Genomic DNA, 18685 nt, shown 5'->3' with positions numbered 1-18685 from the left:
CCGGGCGAATCGGGAGATCAGGGTCGGGTCGCTACGAGCTCGCCGTCGGGGCGCGCCGGATCAGTCCGGATCACCACGCCGTAATCCCGGACGGCGGCGGCGCTGGTGATGTAACCGTCGTCGAGATCGCTCTGGATATCGGCGAGGGGGCGCTCGGACGGAGGTCCGTAACCTCCGGCTCCCGCGCATCGGACCGTCAGCGTCGAGCCCGCGCGCACGCTGATCGGTGGCGTTTTGCTCGACAGTTCGGTGACGGTTCCGTCGGGATGGGTGAGCACGAATCGGGCGCGCCCGCCCGCCGAGCCGCCGAACAGTCCGTACGGGGCGCTGATATCGCGGTCGGCGACTATGGTCACCGTCACGTTCTCGGTGAACTCGAGTTCGCGGGTGATGCCGTTGCCGCCCCGGTGTTTCCCGGCGCCGCCGCCGTCGACGGTGAGTCCGTACCCGGTCATCCGCACCGGGTGCGAGCCTTCGAGGATCTCGTTGGGGGTGTTGCCGGTGTTGCCGATACTGGTGCGCCGGGCATGTGAACCGTCCGCCGCGGCGTTGCCGCCCTGCCCCGCGCCGTGCACCTCGTACATGATCGTGTCGTCGACGACGTCCTCACGACCGACGAGAAGGACCGTGGCGCTGCCGGTGCCGGCCGCGGGGACGCGGGTGGGTACCGCCTGCGCCAGGCATCCCAGTATCACGTCGGCGATCCGGGAGGACGTTTCGTGGTTGCCCGAGACGACAGGAGCGGGCGCGTGCGGATTGACGATGGTTCCCGGGGGCGCCACGATGGTGACCGGTCGATACGAGCCGGAGTTCGACGCGCTGCGGGGTTCGGCGATCGCCTTGAGTGCGAACAGCGTCGCCGAGTGGGTGACGCCGAGCGGGCTGTTCATCCCGCCCCGCGACTGCGGGGACGAGCCGGTGAAGTCGACGGTCACCTCGTCGTGTGCCACGGTGAGGGTGCCCCTGATGACGAGCGGCCCGGGGTCGAAGCTGTCGCCGTCGCAGACGTCCTCGAACACATAGGCGCCGTCGGGGATCTCCACGAACGCGGCGCGCGCACGGCGCTCGCTGATCTCGAGTACCTGTGCCATGGCCAGCCGCACCGCGGCTGCTCCGTAACGCTCGCAATAGTCCAGCAGTCGTCGTTCGGCGGCGACGCATCCGGCGTACTGGGAACGCATATCACCCAGGCGTTCCGCCGGGTTGCGCATATTGGCCGTGATGATGTCGAGGATCTCCGCGCTGGGTTCGCCCTCGCGGTAGAGCTTCACCGGGGGGATGCGCAATCCTTCGCCGTAGATGTCTCTGGCGAGGGTGTAATAGCTGCCGGGCGTCGGCCCGCCGATATCGACATAGTGGCCGCGTACCGCGGCGAAGCCGATGAGCCGGTGCTCGGCGAAGATCGGCTTCGCCATGAAGAAGTCCGGCATGTGATTGTTGCCCTGGTAGGGATCGTTCTGCAGGAGAACATCGCCCGGGCGGATCGTCTCGGCGGGAATCCGGGCGAGTATGCCACGCAGCGACAGCGTCATGCTGGCGAGATGGATCGGGATATCGCCGACGCCCTGCGCGACGATCTCACCGGTCGGGTCGAGGAGCCCGCAGGAGAGGTCACCGGCCTCCCGCCAGAGGTTCGAGTACGCGGTGCGCAGCACCACGGCCTTCATCTCGGCGACCGCGGCGCGCAGTCCCGAATCGAGCACCGACAGGGTGATCGGATCGAGTCGTGTGGCGTGGGTGGTCGTGGTCATGCCTGCCCCTTCAGGTCGATCAGGAGATTGCCGTAGCCGTCGACGCGCGATACCGATCCGTGCGGGATGACGACCGTCGTATCGGCGGAGTCGACGATGGCCGCGCCGTGGAAGGTGTCGCCGGGACGGAGATCCGCGCGCACATACCGGGGCACGGCGACGGTCTCCGATGCCGACAGGATCAGGTCCCGCGTTCCCGCAGGTTCGGGGTTCGTCGGGGTCGCGGTATCGGCCGGCGGCAGTGCGCTGTCGGTCAGCAGTCCGATCGCGGACACCCGGGCGACGGCGATGTCGACCGGTTCACCGTCCACTCGGAACCCGTTCGCCTTCTCGTGCATCACATGGAAACGCTCCGCGACGAGTGCGCTCCACCCGGCTACGGAGAGATCTCCCACCGGCACGGTGAGGGTCGAATTCTGGCCCGCGTAGTGCAGATCCAGTTCGAGTACGAGCGACCGGCCCGCCTCGGGCACACCCTCGTCGGTCAGCCCGGTGACCGCGCGCCGTGACATCGAGGCGAAGACCTCGTCCAGCTGCGTCTCGACCGTGGCGCCGAGCCTGCCGGTGAAGCTCGTGGCGTGGTTGTGCACGACATCGGAGACCACCAGGCCCACTGCGGAGAGGACGCCCGCGACCGGCGGGACGACGACGGTGGGGATGGACAACTCGCGCGCGATATCCGCGGCGTGCATGGGTCCCGCTCCGCCGAACGCGTTCATGGCGAATGTTCTGGGGTCGTGGCCCTTCCCGACGCTCATCGCCCGCACCGCCCCCGCCATCGCCGCGGTGCTGATCCGCCGGATCCCGAGGGCGGTGTCCACCGCGGACAACCCGAGCCGATTCCCCAGCCGTTCGCACGCGGCGAGCGCCGCGCCGCGATCGATGCGCACATCGTCGCCGAGTACGGTGCCGTCCGCGAGAATGCCGAGCACGACATTGGCGTCGGTGACGGTGGGTTCCGTCCCGCCGCGGCCGTAGGCGGCGGGGCCGGGATGCGCACCGGCGCTGGCGGGTCCGACGAGGAACTGCCCCCCGGAGTCCACATGCGCGATGCTCCCGCCCCCCGTCCCGATGGTCTCGATATCGACCGTCGGGACCTGAACGGGCAGATCCATGGAGGTGGATCGCGTGGTCAAGGGGATCTCGTGGTCGGATACGAGACATACGTCGAAGCTCGTGCCGCCCATATCGACGGTGATGATGTTGCGCAATCCGGTTCGGCGCGAGATCAGCCGGCTCGCGACGACGCCGCCGCTGGGGCCCGAGAGCAGGAGATTGACAGGCGTGCGGGCAGCGCGCTCGGTCGAGGTGATGCCGCCGTTGGACTGCATGATCCAGGTGCGAACCCGCGGATTCCACTGTTCGACCCGCTCGCCCAGGCCGGTGAGGTAGGGGGCGCAGACGGGTTTGAGATAGGCGTTGAGCACCGTGGTCGATGTGCGTTCGTATTCGCGTACCTGCGGCATCACCTCGCTCGACAGCGAGATCGCCAGTCCGGGCGCCGTGTCACGGATGATCTCGGCCGTGCGGCGTTCATGGGAATCGTTGAGGTACGAGTACAGGAAACTGACGGCGACACTGGTGATTCCGCGCGCGAGGATCCGGCGGACCGCGTCGCGCACCGATTCCTCGTCGAGTTCGGTCATCACCGCGCCGTCGTTGCCCAGTCGTTCGGTCACCTCGAATCGGTCCCGGCGGGCGACGAGTGGGGCGGCGCCGGTGTCGAGCAGGTCGTAGAGGCTGTCGGCGGGCCGGGTGAGGCGTCCGATCTCCAGCACGTCGCGGAATCCGCGCGTGGTGAGCAGCGCGATGCGTGGGCCGTTGCGCTCGAGGCTCAGATTCGTACCGATGGTCGTGCCGTGTACGAGGTCTCGAATGCTTCCGGCCGATCCCTCCGGCGCCAGCTCGACGACACGCTGGGCCGCGGCCAGGACCGCTCCCGCCGGGTCGCCGCCGCGAGAGGACACCTTCGCGCTGCTGACGAGTCCTGTTTCTTCGTCCCAGAGGACTGCGTCGGTGAATGTGCCACCCGCGTCGATACCGATGCGTTTCACGTCGTACCCTTCGTCCAGATCGACCAGAATTCCATCTGATGGAAAGCTAATCTGCTGTATGGAATGAGATTAAGCGCTGATTCTGGCGGCAGTCAAATGGAAGAGGCCGTGGATCTGTCGTAGATTCTTGTAGTGCGGAATACTTTCCCATTGAACGAACTGCTATCGCGGCCCTGAAAACGGGCTCGCAGAAACCGGGTCGCGGACCCGGGTCGAGCACAAGGAGGAACATGCCACCCGCCGAATCGCAGGGGATGCTGTCGAAAGGGCTCCTGTTGCTGCAAACCCTCGGTGATCACCCGCGTGGCGCAACGGCCACCGATATCTCCCGGGCGACGAAGCTGGCCGTGAGCACCGTGCACCGGCTCCTGCACACCGAAGTGGAACACGGCTTCGTCAGCTTCGACCCGTCCGACAAGACCTACCGCCTCGGCGTTCGCGTCTTCGAACTGGCGACCAAGGTGTCCGGTGTGCTCTCCATCGCCGAGACGGCCCGGCCGCTCATGCGGGAGCTGAGCCGTAAGACCGGTGAGACCGTCCAACTGGCGGTGCTGAGCAACAGCCGCGCCTTGTTCATCGAGAAGGTCGGCACCGAACAGGCCGTCGGGATCCGCGGTTCGGTCGGCGAGAGCGAACCCCTGCATGCCACCTCGACGGGGAAGGTCCTGCTCGGCCAGCTCGATCCCGAACGGTTGGAAGCGATCCTCGACGAGCTGACCCTCGACGCGTGGACCGCGAACACCGTCACCGAACGGAGTCGGCTGACCGCTGAACTGGACAGGGTGCGGTCCGACGATTTCGCGACCGCGAACGAGGAATTCGACCCGGGTGTCCGGGCGATCGCGGTTCCGGTGCGCAACGGTCGCGCGGAAATCGCCGCCGCCCTGTGCATCTCGGCTCCGGTGTTCCGTGTCTCGCAGGATCGCATGCTCGGCTGGTTGCCCGAACTGCGGGAATCGGCGGCGGCGATCGGCATCCGGCTTCCATTGAGCACCGCGCTGTACTGATTCCGTGCGGGCCCGGGTGGGCACGGATCGGGACCGGCCCACCCGGGTATCCGGATCAGGAATTCCACCTCGTGGCCCGGTTCACGAGCGCCCCGACGACCTTCATCGTGGTCAGCGCGAGTGCCGAGAACACGACGGCGACGACGAACATCCGGTCGATCTGGGAGAAGCGCAGCGTGTCGTTGAGCATCCAGCCGAGACCGGATTCCAGGCCGTACATCTCCGAGGCCAGCACACTGGTCCAGGCGACCAGGCCCGCGAACATCAACGGTCCGCGCAGTTCGGGCAGAATCGCCGGGAGGATCACCCGGACGTACAGTGACCGCGTCGAGACGCCCAGCGTGCGCGGGTACTCCGTGATCTGCGGCGCCAGGTTCGCCACGGCGTTCAGCACCGCGATCAGCACGATGAACGCCGCGCCGAACACGATGAACACCACACTGGCCGTCGACGTCGCGCCGAACCACAGGGTGAACAGCGGCGCCATCGCCAGGGCGGGCAGCATCCGCATCAGTTCCGCCGCCCCCGAGACGCCGAGCCGGACCGGACGAACCGCCGCGACCAGCAGACCCAGCACGGTACCGGCCGCGACGGCCAGGACCAGTCCGATCGCCACGCGGCCGGTGGTGACCAGACCGTTGTACACCAGCGCGGCCGCGGCCGAGACGATTTCGCCGTCACCGCCGGCCGCGACACCGAGCCCGCCCGAGTAGTAGTGGCCGAGCCCGAGGAAACCGCGTCGCGCGACGGTCGCCAGCGACGGCAGCACTCGATCGGCCTGCTCGTTGGTCGCCGCCATGACCCGGGCGGCGAGTTCCCAGGCGAGCAGTCCGACGAGCAACCCGCCGAGGATGCTCGATGTCTTCGCCCGGGTGCGCAGGACCAGTTTCGAACGCCGCACCGGGTTCGCCGCCGGCGCCGGGTGGACCGCGGTCACGATTGCCTGCCCGCGGGCGCCTGCAGGACCTCGAGCAGGCCCCGCCGGATCCGGTCGGCCTCGGGGTCCATCCGGAGCCCGTCGTCACGAGGACGGCCGAACGGCAATTCGATATCCGCGCCGACCTTTCCGTCGGTGACCACCACGATCCGATCGGCGAGCTTCAACGCCTCGTCGACATCGTGGGTGACGAACACGATGGTCTTGCGCGTCTCGGTCCACAGGTCGAGCAGTGTGCTGTGCAGCGTCGCTCTGGTGAAATAGTCCAGCGACCCGAACGGCTCGTCCATCAGCAGGATATCGGGGTCGTTGGCGAACACCGCCCCGATGGCGACGCGTTTGCGCATCCCGCCGGACAACTCCTTGGGCCAGGCGTTCTCCCGCCCGGATAGGCCCACGGCCGAGAGGAAATGGTCGACGCGCGGCTGCCATTCCCGGGCGGGGACCTTGCGCATGCGGGGTCCGAAGGAGATGTTGTCGCGCACCCGCAACCACTGGGGAATCGCGTCCTGCTGGAACACCATCCCGAGATTGGCGTCCGGTCCGGTGACCACCTGTCCTTCGGCCCGGACCGTGCCGGAGGTGGCGTCCTGGAGGCCGGCCATACACCGCAGCAGTGTGCTCTTGCCCTGGCCGGAGGGACCGAGAACGCAGAGGAACTGGCCGCGCGGAACCCCGAGGGAGAGCTCTTTCAACGGCGTGATCGCCGCTGCCCCCTTTCCGAAGGACACGGTCAGATCGGTGATCTCGAAAGCCAGGTCGGCAACTCCGACGGGCGCTATCGCTTCTGTCGTCATAACTGCTCCACTTCTGTCACTGCCAGCGCGTGAGAGTTCGGATGCCCCGGCGCAGCACGAGGTCGAGGAAGATCGCCACCAGGCCCAGGGCGATCGATAAACCGAGAACACCGGATACGTCGCCCTGACCGGCGCGCAGCGCGATCAGACGGCCGATTCCGATCTGCGATCCGAGCAGTTCGACGGTCGCCTGGACCGCGATACCGGTCGCCAGCGCGATCCGGAGCCCCGACAGCACGGACGGGAGCGTGCCGGGCACGATCACGTACCGGAATCGGGCCCGCGAGTTCAGGCCCTGGGTCGCCGCGTACTCCTCGAATGAGGGCGGGAACGCGGCGGCGGCGGATTGCGCGACGAGCCCGACCGAGACGAAACAGTAGAAGCCGACCAACACCATCTTGTTCAGGTGTCCCTGTCCGAACCAGACGAGGAAGAACGGGGCCAGTACCAAGGCGGGAACCGCTCCGAACACGAAGAACAACGGCTCGGAGATATTGCGAATCCACTGGATTCGCGAGCTGAGCAGGCCCACCGCCGCGCCCAGGGCGCTTCCGGCGGCCCACGCCACCACCGCCAGTCCCACCGTCCAGGCGAGATTGGTCGCGACGCCGGGGGACCGCACCCCGAGGTATCGAAGGCCCGGATCGTCTACGAAGCTGTCCGCGAAATCGGTGGCCACCTCCCACGGTCCCGGCAGAATCGCCCGAGAGCCGATACTCAGCGCGAGGAGATGCCAGACGATGAGGAAAGCGGCCAGGCCCAGTATCCGCCAGCCCGCCGCGCCGAGCGGTTCCCGCCACCGGCCCGGCCGTCGGCCCGGGCCGGACCGGATCGTGGGGCGGGTCGCGGCCGGCAGGTCCATGGTCGCCGCGGCCGGGCTCGATGTTGTCGTCATGCGGCGCCGTTCGCCGCGGCGGCCAGGCGATAGGCGTCGAGGTAGTTGCGCGCGTCGTACTGGGCGCGAGCCGCCTGCTTCAGTCCGCCGTCCGGCGCGGCGGCGAGGGCGGTGTCGGCCTTCGCCCGGTAGTCGGCGAGTGCCCGGTAGACCTGACCGGCGATGCTGATCTGGTCCGCGCTGTGCCCGTCGCCGATCACCTGTTGTGCGGCGAGTTCGGCGACCTGGGCGCCCGCGACCTTACGGAAATTGAAAGCATCGTCGTTATCGCCGTACAACGCCGCCGCGGCCTCGAAATCCCGCAGGGAGTACAGGCCGTCGAAGGTCGCGGCCAGCTCTTCGGCGGTCAGCGCGGACCCGGTGTAGCTGTTCACGTAGTCGACGAAATCGGCGGCCGTGCCGACCGGGTCCGCGCGCATATCGTCGATCAGCCGGTATATCACGCTGGTGAACCGCAACAGCGTGTCCCAATTCTGTTCCGCGTAGTCGGTCGTCGTCAGATATCCGGAAAAGGTCGAGCGCAGTGCAACGGTATCCGCCGCAGGCATATTGTCGATGACCTGCCGCAGGTCGATCAATGGTTCCCAGCCGTCCATCTGCAATCGGACTATTTCGACCGCGCCGGTGGGGGAGACGAAGTCGGCCTGCCCCGACTGCGCCGCGCGGACGATATCGGGGTTGGCGAGATGCTGGACGTTCCAATCGGTCATCGACCCACCCGCGGTACCGGTGATGAGGTTGTAGAAGGTGGGTGCGACGCCCTGGCGCAGGATGACATCGTGACCCTTCACCTGGTCGAGGACTGCCGCTACGGCCTCCTCGTAGGACAGGCCGGAGGCCATGACCTGAGAGAGCGTCTTGTATTTGCCCGCCGGGGCGAGAATCCGGTAGCCGTAGAAGACATCACTGATACCGAACCCCACCACGTTGTTCACATTGTCCAATTGCGGTGGTATCGCCGAAATGTATCCGGAACCGAGTTGGATCTGGTTGTTGAGCAACGGTGTCAATGAACCGATGAGGTCGGTCTGGGCGCCGTTGGGTGCCGGATCGACGGTGATTCCCACCTGGTCGAAATAGCCCCGGGCGATGCCCGCCACGCCCAGCAGTTCATCACCGTAGGGCGAGAACCCGGCTTTCACGGTGGCGCGCGGGATGGTCTCGCCCGCGCTCGCCGTCGCGGCCGGCGGGATGAACGGTGCGGCCGCGTTTCCGGAACCGTCGAGCCCGGACGCGCAGGCGGCGAGCATCGAGACGGCGGCAGCGGCGGCGGCGAATACGCCGAGGCGGCCACGAAAGCGTTTCTTCATTGTTCTCCTATTTCGACGGGATCCGTTTCCGGCGAAGATGAAAAGGGCGGTGGATCAGCCCGCCGATCGCAGTGGACTCGCTACCGTGTCGATCACGCGGACACCGTCGCGCACTGTGCCGCGGTAGACGTCGTCGAGGGTGCCGGCCATATTGGCCAGCACGATGTGCCGCACGGTCTTTCCGCTGTCGGTCAGTTCGCCGTCGGCCCTGGACAGCGCGCGGTCGACGACGACGATCTTGCGAACCCATTCGGGCGGGGAGACTTCGGCGTTGACGCGCCGCGCGGCAGCCGTCAATTCGCCGTCGTCGACGCGGTGATGTCCGGCCGTCACCACCGCGACGAGATACGGCCGGCCGTCTCCGGCGACCACGACGCCGTCGAGCCGGCAGCTCTGCCGGAATACGTTCTCGGCGAATTCGGGCGCGACATTCTTTCCGGTCGAGGTGACGATCAGATTCTTCTTCCGGCCGGTCACCGTGAGATAGCCGTCCGCGTCCAGCTGCCCCAGGTCGCCTGTGTGGAACCAGCCGTCGCGTAATGCTCGCGCTGTCGCTTGCGGGTCGTCGAGGTAGCCCGAGAACATATTCGGGCCGCGCGCCAGGATCTCACCGTCGCCGGCGATGCGCAGCTCCACCCCGGATAGGGCGCGGCCCACCGTTCCCGGGCGATTGTCGTGCGGTGTCGAGATGGTCAGGGCGGTCGAGGTCTCGGTGAGTCCGTAGCCCTCGACCAGTGAGATCCCCGCGTCCGCGTACGCGGACAGCATCTCCGGCGCGATCGGCGCACCGCCGGTGAGGGCGTACACCAGCCGGTCTCCGAACATCGCGCGCAGCCTGTCCGGGTCTCGGTCGGCCCGCAGGTACGCGCTCTCGAACAGCCGCGGCACCCCGGGGACATAGGTGGGTCGCGTCCGCGCGATCTGTTCCAGTATCTGTGCGGTGTCGCCGGATCCGTACACGAGTTCGCCGCCCACGGCGAAGGTGGTCAATTGCTGTAGCCGTGCCGATGCGTGGGCCAGCGGCAGGAAGACGAACGCGGTTTCCCGATGCGCGAGTCCGTGCCACGGATGGGTCTCGGCGGCCACCGCCATCTCGACGACCGCGGCGTAGCTGCCATGGGTGAGCAGGCATCCCTTCGGTTTCCCCGTCGAACCCGACGAGAACGAGATGGAGTACAGGTCCGCCGATTGCACCGCCGGCCGGGAACCGGCGTCCGGGCCGCCCGCCAACTCGCCGAGATCGCCGTCCTCGGCGCCCACGCGCACTATCTCGGGCCCGTCCGCATCCATGGCGGGTACGTCGTGCAGTGCCTCCACGACGAGGACGGCAGGTCTCGTTCGTTCGACGATATCGAGCAACTGGGCGGGCGCGCTGGTGGGATAAACCGGAACCAGCGGGGCGCCGAGCATTGCTGCCGCCAGATCGACGACGGACCAATCGGCGCGCGTCCGCAACTGGATCGCAACTCGGTCCCCGTGTCGTACACCACGTGCGTGGAGGGCGTCGGCGGTCGAGCGGATCAGGTGCCACAGATCGGCATAGCTCCGCTGCCGCCATCCCCGCGACGTGGCGAAACGTTGCGCCGGAGCGCTGTTGTCCGGCCGGATGTGCGGGGCGAGCAATTCGGGGATGCTGGTGACCATTTTCCCACCTGATAGGAACTGTATCTACTACGTGGTAGAAGCCTAGGGTGGTATTCCGCGCCGGACAATCGACAGCAGCATTTGTAACCGGCGATTAACACCGGGCGGCCCGGTGGGCGACCCGCATTGCTCCGGCACCGCCGCGCCCCGGCCGCTACCGACCGACAAGTGTGCGCGAGCGGTTCGGTGGCCGGGACAGTCGATGGGGCCCGCTTCTGGGGTGGGACCGATCGTGAGAGGCTGGGGCCATGACAGAAGAACGGTTCGAAGTGCAGCGCCAGATCGCCGCGCAGCCCGCGGAGATCTTCGCGGTACTGTGCTCGCCGGCCGGGCATGTGACCATCGATAGTTCGGGCATGCTGCAGTCGGCGGAGGGCGAGTCGGTGAGCGGCGTCGGCGACAAGTTCGTCGTGCACATGGACCGCGAAGCACTCAACGATTTCCCCATGGGCAAATACGACGTGACGGTGATCATCACCGAGTTCGCGCCGGACTCCCATATCGAATGGACGATCGACGGCACGATCCAGCCGCCGATCGAACATCTCTACGGCTATCGTCTCGAGCCGAGCGACGTCGGCACCCTGGTCACCTCGTACTACGACTGGAGCCGGATCGCACCCCCCTACCGGGAAGCCGGCATCTTCCCGATCATTCCGGAAGCGGCCCTGCGCGCCACGCTCGGCATCCTGGCACGCACCGTCCAGAAATAGCCGCGGAAGCCGGCGGCGGATACACGAAACGAGGCACGAGCGTGATTGCTCGTGCCTCGCTTCGTTACCGACCCCGGACGGTTCAGCGGGTCAGGCGCGCCTCGATGGATTCGATGATGCGCGGGCGCAGTTCGGCGGCGCGGATGACGGCGTCGACCGAACCGACCTCTACGGCGCGATGGATATTGTGCACGCGGTCGAATTCCGCGGCGACCTCACCGAGTTTCTCGGTGCGGACCGACGACCGGAGTTCGTCGAGTTCGGCGGTGAGCGTCGCGCGGTCGGTGCCGGACGCGTTCGCGGCCCGGGCCTCCAGATCGCGTACGCGCTGATCGGACGCGGTGCGGCTGTCGACCTCGCCGGCGAAGACCACCGCGGCGGCCGGGGCGCCGCCGAGCACCGAGGCGAACGAACCTTCCAGTGCGAGCACCGTCATATTCGGGTTCAGTGCCTTGGAGAACACCACGAACGCACCACCGTGGTAGCGCGAGATCACGCAGAACACGATGGGACCCTGGAAGTTCACGATCGCGCGGCCGATCTCGGCGCCGTACTCCAGCTGCAGTTTGCGCATCGATTCAGGTGAACCGTCGAAGCCCGACAGGTTCGCCAGCACGACCAGCGGCCGGTTTCCGCTGGCCGCGTTGATCGCCCGCGCGGCCTTCTTCGACGACCGCGGGAACAGAGTGCCCGCGGTGTAGGTGTCCGGGCCGTCGGTCGACGGGAAGCCGCGCCGCGGCACCCCGCGCGATTCGATGCCCAGCAGGCACACCGGGATACCGCCGAGATGCACATCCTGCACCACCGCGGTCTCGGCGTCGGCCATACCCGCCCAGCGTTCCAGCACCGCATGGTCCTGGTCGGCGAGCGCCCGCATGACAGTGCGGATATCGAACGGCTTCTTGCGGTCGGGATTGGCCGTCGCGGAGAAGATCTCGCCGACCGTGGTGAAATCGCTGTCGGCCATCACATGCGGGAATCCGGAGATATCGCGATCGACGGGATCGGTGGTCTGCGACCGGCGCGGTCCCTGTTCACCGGGTGCGACATAGGTGTGGTCGTAATGCGACATCAGCACCGCGCGGGCGGCGGTCAGGTTCGGCGCCCAGTACTGCGCCTGCCCGTTGGGGCCCATCACCCGGTCGTAACCGCCGATGCCGAAGTTGTCCTCGGCCGAGACACCACCGGAGAAGTCCAGCGCCTGCTTACCGGTGAGCACCATGGCGGAGTCCGGTGTCATCACCAGAATGCCCTTGGTGTGCATGAGCATCGTCGCCTCGGCGTTCCAGTACGGCTGGGCGCCGACATTGATGCCCGAGACCACGATATTGATCTCGCCGCCGTCCTGGGTGAACTCGACGATGCGCTTCAGTGCCGCCGCCACCCAGTCCATGTTCTCGGTGCCCGATGTCATCGAGATCCGGGCGCCGGAGGACAGCGCGTACCACTCCAGCGGTACCTGCATCTTCTCGGCCAGGTCCAGTGCGGCGATCACCCGGCGGCACTCCGGCTCCGACAGCGCGCCCAGCGATTTCGTCGGATCGCCGAGCAGTACCACGCGGGTGACGCCCTGCGGATGCTGCTCGGTGGGCGTGGTGACCACGCCCGCGACCATCGCCGCGGTATTGCGGCCCTTGGGCCGGTCGACCGGAACGAGCGTGTGCTCGGCGTCGAGATCGTATTCGGCGAATTCACCGAGCAGACCGGTCAATTCGTAGGGGTACACGGTGTTGCGGCTGCTGGCCCGCAGCACCTTCTGCCGGTAGGCGTCGAGCGGTTCGACCGGATCGTCGGATCGTTCGCCGACGGTCACCTCGGCGCCACCGGTGGCGTCGAAGGAGATGCGCAGCGCGAGCTTGACCAGGTCGCCGGACTTCGCGTCACGCTGCCGCGCGATGAGCAGGATCTCCTCCAGCCCGGCGCCCGCGGTCGTCGGCCGGACGCGGTCGACGATCATCTCCAGTTCGGAGCGGGTGATATCGATCGGCGGCCAGATGTACATCACGATGCGGTTGGTCTGGAAGCGTTTGGACGACGGCCGCCCCGACTGTGCCCGGCGAATGGAATCCAGGCAGGTGGCGATGGTGCTCTCCGCCGTCGGCAGCGCGACCAGCCGACCGTCCTGCTCGCGCAGCGCGGTCAGATCCCGGACCTGTGCGAAGGCGACGAGTCGCTCGTCGGCGGGGTTCTCCTTCGCGATGCATTTGAACAGGTAGACCTCTTCGTCGTCCGAGGACGGCAACCGGGTGAGGTCGAATTTGCGCAGCCGCGTCATCTGCATCCGCTGCGCGATGTAGGGGTGCAGCCCGCGGATCAGGCGTTCCTCGGCCATCCCGGTGGTCGACGGGCGGAAGGTGAAGTGGTGGTGCATCACCGCGCTGCCGCTTCCCGCGACAGTGGCGGTGATCCGGTGCACCTGGTTCGGCAACCGCTGGGCGCTGAGGACCTCCTGCAGCGCGGCGGCCATCGCGTCGAAGTCCTCGGGCTGGTTCTCCCAGCCGAGGTAGATATCGGCCTCGATGGACGCGGCGCCGGTCGCCAGTTCGGCGAGACCGCTCAGCACGCTGTCGAGCGTATCGAAACTCGCCGCGGCCGAGACCAGGGTCAGACCCCGGCGCTCAGCGACGACGAAGGCGCGGTCGCCCACCCGGTGGGTGCGCACATCGGCGAGACCTTTGTTGCCGTAGTACCGGCGGGTGAGCACCTCCAGCATCACCGTGTTGTCCACGCTGCCGCGCGACAGTCGCTGGCCGAGTAGCCGTACCAGCGGTTCGGTGCTCCGGACCATTTCCGATACGCGGTCCGCGCGGTCGGCGGCGTTCGGCTGTGCGTCCAGGTGGCTCAGGTGCTTGCGGACATTGGTGTAGACGCGGGCGCGGTTGCGCCGCAGCAGCGGCTGGCCGTACCAGGCGTACACCATGCCGCGGGTCAGGTCGGCGATCACGGGGAAACGCACCTGTGTCGCCGCCACCAGACGCTCGAGCGCCAGACCGACCGGCTCGCGCAGCGCCCGGTCCGGCACCGGCTCGCGCAGCCATTCGCGCAACAGTGTCGTGATGACCGTGACGGTGTCCGCGGGGCGCTGCTGGGCGAGGAAGATCCGGAAGACCGCGGCCTCGAGGTCGGGGGTGCGGTCCAGTTCGGTGACACCGTAGTGGCCGAGTGCCTTGGCGAGCTTGGTTCGGTAGGACTCCGGCAGGCCGGCCCGTTCGACGTCGAGACTCTGCAGGTAGGTGTGGAAATACTCGCGGGCGCTGTGTACGTGGCCGTGGCCGCCGTCCTCATCCCATGACCGGTTGTGACTCAGTTCGGCGAGATCGGCGAAGACCTGCACGAGCTCGAGTTCCTCGGCGAGGGGCCGGCGATTGTCGGCGATCGCGGCCCGGCGCGCGGTGAGGTAGTCGTCGAGCACCCGGCGGTCGTCGTGCGGGTCGACGTCGAAGCCCAGCAGCAGGCTGCGCAGATCCTGCTGGCCGCGGATCATGCGCTCGTGCGGCCGCACCTGGCCGGACTCGCCGGGCAGGTCCAGTTCGACCGCCGCGGTGGCCGCCGTTTCGCCGGCCTCGTCGTCGTCGGCGAGCGGCTCCAGGCGCATCAGCGGCGCACCGGTCTCCACCTGGGTGCCGACGGAAACGCTGCATTCCTTGAGCCGGGCGCGGAACGGTGCGCGCAGCACCGTTTCCATCTTCATGCTCTCCAGTACCAGGACCGGCGCACCGGCCTCGACCTCCGCGCCGACCTGGAGCGGCGTGGCGACCACGAGCGCGGGTGCGGGCGAGCGGACGACGCCGCCCTCGTCACGGCTGATCCGATGGGTCACGCCGTCGACATCGACCAGGTGGATCGGCCCGTGCGTGCCGGTGATCAGGCGGTACCGGGTGCCGTTGACCACGATCTGCCCGGTGTGCTGATCGAAACGTTCGAGATCGACGTCGGCGGTGCGGATATCGGCGCCCGCTTCGATGCCGACCCGGAAGCGGTGCGCGCCGATGCGGGCGACGCGCACGCGGTAGCCCGCGCCGCGCAGTTTGAGATCGAGCGGTCGCCCGCTCTCGTGCTGCACCTGCGGACGACCGCCGGAGGCGGTGGACAGCAGCCGGTGCTGCTCGGCCCGCTCCTCCTCTTCGTAGGCGTCGATGGCGGCGGCGGCGAGGGCGATGGTGGAATGCTGGTGCGAGACGAGACGTCCCTCGCCGCGTACCCGGTCGATCCAACCGGTGTCCGCGCTGGCGTCGATGACCTCGGGTTGATTCAACAGGTCGAGCACGAAACTCTTGTTCGTCGCGCCGCCCTCGATGATCACCCTGGTCTCCGCCACGGCGCGGCGCAGCCGGCCCAGCGCTTCGTCGCGATCCCGGCCGTAGGCGATGATCTTGGCGATCATCGAATCGAAGTCGGCGGGGATGGTGTCGCCCTGGCTGACCCCGGTGTCGACGCGAATCCCCGGCCCGGCCGGGAGGTCCAGCAGTGCGATGCGGCCCGGCGCGGGCGCGAAGTCACGGTCGGGGTCCTCGGCGTTGAGCCGGGCCTCGATGGCATGGCCGCGCTCGGCGGGCGGTTCGCCCTCGAGCCGGCCGCCGGAGGCCACCAGCAGCTGGGCGCGGACGAGGTCGAAACCGGTGGTGGATTCGGTGATCGGGTGTTCCACCTGCAGGCGGGTGTTCACCTCGAGGAAGGCGAACAGCTGGTCGCCGGGGTGGTAGAGGAACTCGACGGTCGCCGCGCCGCGATAGCCGACGGCGATCGCCAGCCGCTCGGCCGAGGCTTTGAGTTCGGCGGTCTGCTCGGGCGAGAGGACCGGGGACGCGGATTCCTCGATGACCTTCTGGTTGCGCCGCTGCACCGAACAGTCGCGGACGCCGAGCGCCCACGCGGTGCCCTGGCCGTCGGCGATCACCTGGACCTCGACGTGCCGGGCGCCGGTGACCAGGCGTTCCAGGAACACCACGCCACTGCCGAACGCCCGCGCCGCCTCCTGGCTGGTGCGTTCGTAGGCATCGAGCAGTTCGGCCTCGTTCGTGATCACTCGGATACCGCGGCCACCACCGCCGGCGGTCGCTTTCAGCATCAACGGGTAACCGATCTGCGCGGCGGCCGCCGCGGCGGCTTCCACGGTCTCGACCGCGCCGCGGCTCCACGGCGCTACCGGTACGCCCACCTCTTCGGCGATCAGCTTCGCACCGATCTTGTCGCCGAGTTTGCGCATCGCGTCCGGGCTGGGACCGATGAAGGTCACGCCGATCTGCTCGCACAGTTCCGCGAACGCCGGGTCCTCCGCGACGAAGCCCCAGCCGACCCAGGCGGCGTCGGCGCCGGTCGATACCAGTGCCTGCTCGAGGGCCTTGAGGTCCAGGTACGGGCGTGCGGAGGCCGGGCCGAGGTCGTAGGCGATATCGGCCTCGCGGACGAACGTCGCGGTCCGGTCGACATCGGTGTGCAGCGCCACGGTCTCGATCGGTTGCGCTGTCTCTGCCGCCAGATCGCGGACAGCGTGGATGAGGCGCATCGCAGCCTCTCCCCGGTTCACGATGGCGATACGGCTGAACACTCGCCTGGCTCCTTCCTGTCCTGTGCACGGGCCCGATCGACGGGTGAGCCGGTTGCGGCTCTCGCTCTGCGTAGTGTGCACCCTCACTATGTATAAGTGCACAGCGTGCGGGTGCTACTCGCGCGTACAAATGTCCGGAGTGTCGCACGGCGCGCCGCCGCCGCCCCGTCGTCCGCCGTTCCGCGGTCGCTCGTAACTCCGGATTCTCAGTGGAAGCCGCCCGATAGATACTCCAAGGTTGGAGTTAATATGGATTCATGGGCGCCGATCCGCAACCCCACCGGCTCCACCCGGAGGAGCAGCGGGACTGGGATGCCCTCGCCTGCCTGCTGACGCGCCTACCGGCGGCATTCGACGCGCAGCTGCAGCGCGACGCGAGTATGAGCCACTTCGACTACACGGTCCTGGCGACACTTTCCGCGGCGCCGAGCGGCGCGCTGCGATTGAGCCGGATCGCCCGACGCACGGGCAGTGCCCTGTCGAGGCTGTCCAATGTCGTGATCAAACTCGAGAAGCGCGGCCTGGTGCGCAGGTCGCCGGACCCGGTAGACGGCCGTTCCACCCTGGCCGCCCTCACCGAGGCGGGCCGCGACGCCCTCGCCGCCGGCGCGCCCGCACATGTCGCGGAGGTCCGTCGCCTCGTCTTCGATCCGCTGACCGGAACTCAGCAGCGGCAACTGCGCGCGATCTCGGCGCGGATCCTGCGAGCACTGGATCCCGAACAGTCCTGACATCCAGCGGTGGGCCGGGGTTGCCGGGGGCGGTCAGCCCGGCATCGGTGCGCGGAAACAGCTGGGTTCGGCGTCGGCCGGCATATCGGCGGCGGTGGCGAACGGCTCCACCTCGGCGCGCAGGTCGACGAGGTGCCGGGCATGAGCTGCCAGGGCGTGGTCCTCCTCCGACTCCGGTGTCCACTGCCGGATGGGCCGTGCTTTTCCGCTGTCGTCGATCGCGACGACGACGGCCAGGCCGTGCGCCGCGAGGGCGGGTGTGTCGGAGTGGGGATCGGTCGAGGTCACATGGGTGCTGATGTGCATACTGTGCGGCCCGGTATGGATGAGTCGTGCGGTGACCTCGACGATATGGCCGATGACGATCGGGCGATAGAAGCGGATGCCGCCGAAGTAGGAGGTGATCACATGCTGCGCGGCCCAATCGGCACCGCACACATATGCGGCGTCGTCGATCCAACCCATGGTGCGTCCGCCGTGTACCTTGCCTCCCCAGTTGATATCCGAGGGCGCCGCCAGGAATCGCAGGGTCGCGCTCGGCCCGGTGCCCGCCGCGGTGTAGCGCTGGGCGGCCATGGCCTCCTCGATCCGTTTCCGCACCGAGACCCGCGCCCGCGCCTGCCGATGCCGCCGCAGTTCGAGAATCGTGTTCGGTTCCCATTGCGGGACCGCCACAGTCTGTCGTTCGCTGTCGATCGCGACGAAGATCGTCAGGCACTGTGCGGTCTGGACCGGTTTCTTCCGGGTGGGATCGGTCGAATAGACACTCACCAGGATGTGCATGCTGGTGCGGCCGGTGTGCACGAGATTCGCGTGCAGTTCCACCAGTTCGCCGACCACGATCGGCCGGTCGAGATGGATGTTCCCGACATAGGCGGTGACGCAGTAGCATCCGCTCCACTGTGCCGCGGCGGCGTAGGCGACCTTATCGATCCATTCGAGGAGTTTTCCGCCGTCGACCGATCCCGCGATTCCCGCGTCGGTGGGTTTGACGAGGAAACGGTGGATCGCCTCGGACCGCTTACCTGCCGATACGGGGGTGGAGAGGGAGTCGAGGGTTGATGCGCGCACGGCCTACCGATCTGTTCGTGTTCACGGGCTACACAGGGTTCGACTCCGTTGTCATCCGTGGACAATAGGGATCCGCGCCGCTACGGGCGAGTAATGCGGGTCCGCGTCGCGGGGTGACCCTTTCGGCCCGACGGCGTGCGCTTTTACCGATTCGTACGCGTGTAGGCCTGTTCCGAGTTCGTCGGGCCGGTTCCGCTTACGCGGATTCCGGCCTGCCGGCGTCGCCG

At 67.8% G+C, this 18685-nt stretch carries 12 protein-coding genes; 3 read left to right on the top strand and 9 right to left on the bottom strand.

Translation table 11 applies throughout. The features are described from left to right. Window positions 1-17: 17 nt before the first annotated feature. Together OG804_RS09030 and OG804_RS09025 are read right to left on the bottom strand one after the other, a co-directional pair. Window positions 18-1751: a hydantoinase B/oxoprolinase family protein gene (locus OG804_RS09030; protein WP_328395831.1), complete on the bottom strand. Its 1734-nt coding sequence runs from the start codon at window positions 1749-1751 to the stop codon at window positions 18-20. Further along, window positions 1748-3805, bottom strand: coding sequence for a hydantoinase/oxoprolinase family protein (locus tag OG804_RS09025; protein ID WP_328395829.1), 2058 nt, complete (start codon window positions 3803-3805; stop codon window positions 1748-1750). The genes OG804_RS09030 and OG804_RS09025 overlap by 4 nt, the downstream gene beginning before the upstream one ends. A gap of 230 nt (window positions 3806-4035) precedes the next feature. Here OG804_RS09025 and OG804_RS09020 point away from each other — a divergent pair, with 230 nt between their 5' ends. Next, window positions 4036-4812 carry an IclR family transcriptional regulator gene (locus OG804_RS09020; protein ID WP_328395826.1) on the top strand — a complete coding sequence of 259 codons (777 nt, stop codon included), beginning with the start codon at window positions 4036-4038 and terminating at the stop codon, window positions 4810-4812. Between the two features lie 55 nt (window positions 4813-4867). Here the strand turns inward: OG804_RS09020 and OG804_RS09015 are convergent, their stop codons facing one another. Genes OG804_RS09015 through OG804_RS08995 form a run of 5 tightly spaced genes read right to left on the bottom strand, consistent with a single transcriptional unit; the run spans window position 4868 to window position 10395 of the window. Then, on the bottom strand, window positions 4868-5749 hold the full coding sequence (locus tag OG804_RS09015) for an ABC transporter permease (RefSeq protein ID WP_328395824.1): 882 nt from the start codon (window positions 5747-5749) through the stop codon (window positions 4868-4870). Next, window positions 5746-6546 (bottom strand): ABC transporter ATP-binding protein, encoded by an 801-nt coding sequence (locus tag OG804_RS09010; protein ID WP_328395822.1) that lies wholly within the window; start codon window positions 6544-6546, stop codon window positions 5746-5748. The genes OG804_RS09015 and OG804_RS09010 overlap by 4 nt, the downstream gene beginning before the upstream one ends. Before the next feature lie 16 nt (window positions 6547-6562). Further along, a complete protein-coding gene (locus tag OG804_RS09005; RefSeq protein ID WP_328395820.1) occupies window positions 6563-7441 on the bottom strand; it encodes an ABC transporter permease in 879 nt (292 codons plus the stop codon). Continuing rightward, on the bottom strand, window positions 7438-8751 hold the full coding sequence (locus tag OG804_RS09000; protein WP_328395818.1) for a hypothetical protein: 1314 nt from the start codon (window positions 8749-8751) through the stop codon (window positions 7438-7440). The genes OG804_RS09005 and OG804_RS09000 overlap by 4 nt, the downstream gene beginning before the upstream one ends. Before the next feature lie 54 nt (window positions 8752-8805). After that, window positions 8806-10395, bottom strand: a complete 1590-nt coding sequence (locus OG804_RS08995; protein ID WP_328395816.1) for an AMP-dependent synthetase/ligase — start codon at window positions 10393-10395, stop codon at window positions 8806-8808. A 248-nt stretch (window positions 10396-10643) separates the two neighbouring features. Between OG804_RS08995 and OG804_RS08990 the strand changes: the two genes are divergently transcribed. Beyond that, window positions 10644-11108: an SRPBCC family protein gene (locus OG804_RS08990; RefSeq protein ID WP_328395814.1), complete on the top strand. Its 465-nt coding sequence runs from the start codon at window positions 10644-10646 to the stop codon at window positions 11106-11108. An 82-nt stretch (window positions 11109-11190) separates the two neighbouring features. Here the strand turns inward: OG804_RS08990 and OG804_RS08985 are convergent, their stop codons facing one another. After that, window positions 11191-16656, bottom strand: coding sequence for an ATP-binding protein (locus OG804_RS08985; RefSeq protein ID WP_328395812.1), 5466 nt, complete (start codon window positions 16654-16656; stop codon window positions 11191-11193). A gap of 257 nt (window positions 16657-16913) precedes the next feature. Here OG804_RS08985 and OG804_RS08980 point away from each other — a divergent pair, with 257 nt between their 5' ends. Beyond that, window positions 16914-17387 carry a MarR family winged helix-turn-helix transcriptional regulator gene (locus tag OG804_RS08980; protein WP_328395810.1) on the top strand — a complete coding sequence of 158 codons (474 nt, stop codon included), beginning with the start codon at window positions 16914-16916 and terminating at the stop codon, window positions 17385-17387. Window positions 17388-17420: 33 nt separating this feature from the next. On the opposite strand, the gene OG804_RS08975 is transcribed toward OG804_RS08980, so the two are convergent. Further along, window positions 17421-18458 (bottom strand): acyl-CoA thioesterase, encoded by a 1038-nt coding sequence (locus OG804_RS08975; RefSeq protein ID WP_328395808.1) that lies wholly within the window; start codon window positions 18456-18458, stop codon window positions 17421-17423. Between the last annotated feature and the right edge of the window lie 227 nt (window positions 18459-18685).

The sequence above is a fragment of the Nocardia sp. NBC_00416 genome (assembly GCF_036032445.1).
GTDB lineage: Bacteria > Actinomycetota > Actinomycetes > Mycobacteriales > Mycobacteriaceae > Nocardia.
Note: the sequence above shows the minus strand (reverse complement) of the source record. Positions and strands in the feature narration are given on the sequence as shown.

Bases quoted from the DNA above. Each gene is read 5' to 3' on its own strand.
- OG804_RS09030 (WP_328395831.1), bottom strand. From the start codon at position 1,751: ATGACCACGACCACCCACGCCACACGACTCGATCCGATCACCCTGTCG.
- OG804_RS09020 (WP_328395826.1), top strand. From the start codon at position 4,036: ATGCCACCCGCCGAATCGCAGGGGATGCTGTCGAAAGGGCTCCTGTTG.
- OG804_RS09010 (WP_328395822.1), bottom strand. From the start codon at position 6,546: ATGACGACAGAAGCGATAGCGCCCGTCGGAGTTGCCGACCTGGCTTTC.
- OG804_RS09005 (WP_328395820.1), bottom strand. From the start codon at position 7,441: ATGACGACAACATCGAGCCCGGCCGCGGCGACCATGGACCTGCCGGCC.
- OG804_RS09000 (WP_328395818.1), bottom strand. From the start codon at position 8,751: ATGAAGAAACGCTTTCGTGGCCGCCTCGGCGTATTCGCCGCCGCCGCT.
- OG804_RS08995 (WP_328395816.1), bottom strand. From the start codon at position 10,395: ATGGTCACCAGCATCCCCGAATTGCTCGCCCCGCACATCCGGCCGGAC.
- OG804_RS08990 (WP_328395814.1), top strand. From the start codon at position 10,644: ATGACAGAAGAACGGTTCGAAGTGCAGCGCCAGATCGCCGCGCAGCCC.
- OG804_RS08980 (WP_328395810.1), top strand. From the start codon at position 16,914: ATGGGCGCCGATCCGCAACCCCACCGGCTCCACCCGGAGGAGCAGCGG.